A 1314-nucleotide genomic window follows, 5' to 3' on the forward strand; every position below is an offset into this window, starting at 1 on the left:
GCGAGCCCGGTGGAGTCGGGCCCGCCGCCTCAGCCGGCCGAGCGGATCCCTCCGGTCGGCCCCCAGGCGACTCCGGCGCCGCCCGCGTCGCCCTGGTAGTCGTCGGGCGAGAGGGTCATGCCGCTCGCGATGAAGTCGCCGGTCGCCGCGCAGTCCGTGACGACGACGTCGCCGTCGGAGCGCGCGAGCCCGTAGAGGCAGACGGACTCGTCGGCGAGCTCCGCGGCCGAGAAGGAGTCGAGGCTGAGGGTGGCGAAGTAGTCGACTCCGGCGATGCTGCCCAGGTAGCGCGTCGGCCCCCAGTGGAAGACGCGGAGGCTCGCGAGGGTCGACAGCGGGCGCGTGGCGACGTCGTCGGGGACGGCCCAGGGCTCGGTGAAGACCTCCAGCGACGGGCGAGGGGCCAGCGCGACGGAGGCGGCCGTGCCGAGGGCGGCGAGCCCGAGCACGGCGACGAGGGCGGCGATCACCCCGAGGCGGCGGCGCGGTCGGGGCGTGGCGGAGGTGCGGGAGTCGGAGTCGTCGCCTCCGGTGGTCTCGCCGGTCTCGTCCCCACCGGTCCGGCCGCTCGCCGTCCCGCGGCCGATCCGGCCCTGGGCCGCTGCGGGTCCGGCGGGCGCGGCCAGACCCGCGACCGCGGCGTCGAGCGCCTCCTCCCGCTCGCGGAGCTGCGCGCGCAGCAGTGCCAGCTCCTCGAGCGCCGCGGGGTCCGCCTCCGCGCTGAACGCCCGGCGCTCGAGCGCGGCCCGCTGCCTCCGCTCCTCCGGCGACGCGCCGTCGCGGCGCCGCTGCAGGGCGGCCCGGCCCCGACCGCGACCGCCCAGGGCTGCATCGAGCGCCGCCTCCGTCGCGGGATCGAGGTCGTCGAGCAGCCGCGCCGCGCGCGCAGGCGTGACCGCGATGCCGACGGACGCCGGCACGTCAGCCCCGGTCGCGGACGGCGCGCGCCAGCGACTCGAGGCGCTCCCGGTACTCCGGCCACCACTCCTCCGGCACCGGCGGGAGGTTGTCGCCGGGCGTCCGGAGCCCGACCCGCCCGTCGATCAGCTCGCGGACGATGTCGGCGTGGCCGGCGTGCCGGTGCGTCTCCGCGGTGATGTGGACGAGGATCCGGTGCAGCGTCACGTCGCGGTTCGTCCACCAGGGGACCTGCCCGGGAGCGTCGAGCGGGAGGGCCGCGACCGTCGCGTCGGAGTGGGCCCACACGCGGCGGTACAGCGCGACGACGTCGGCCAGGGACTCGTCGGCCGTCGCCCACATGTCCGAGTTCGGCTCCGACTCGTCCTCCATCCACGGCATCGGCTCCGGGAACGG

At 77.5% G+C, this 1314-nt stretch carries 2 protein-coding genes; both read right to left on the minus strand.

Translation table 11 applies throughout. The features are described 5' to 3' along the window. Window positions 1–29: 29 nt before the first annotated feature. Window positions 30–920: a hypothetical protein gene (locus tag C5D09_RS17005; RefSeq protein ID WP_104269831.1), complete on the minus strand. Its 891-nt coding sequence runs from the start codon at window positions 918–920 to the stop codon at window positions 30–32. A 1-nt stretch (window position 921) separates the two neighbouring features. Next, window positions 922–1314 (minus strand): DUF664 domain-containing protein (locus C5D09_RS17010; protein WP_146085672.1); only part of this gene is annotated, 393 nt, incomplete at its 5' end.

Source organism: Rathayibacter sp. AY1C9, from assembly GCF_002932315.1.
Taxonomy (GTDB): Bacteria; Actinomycetota; Actinomycetes; order Actinomycetales; family Microbacteriaceae; genus Rathayibacter.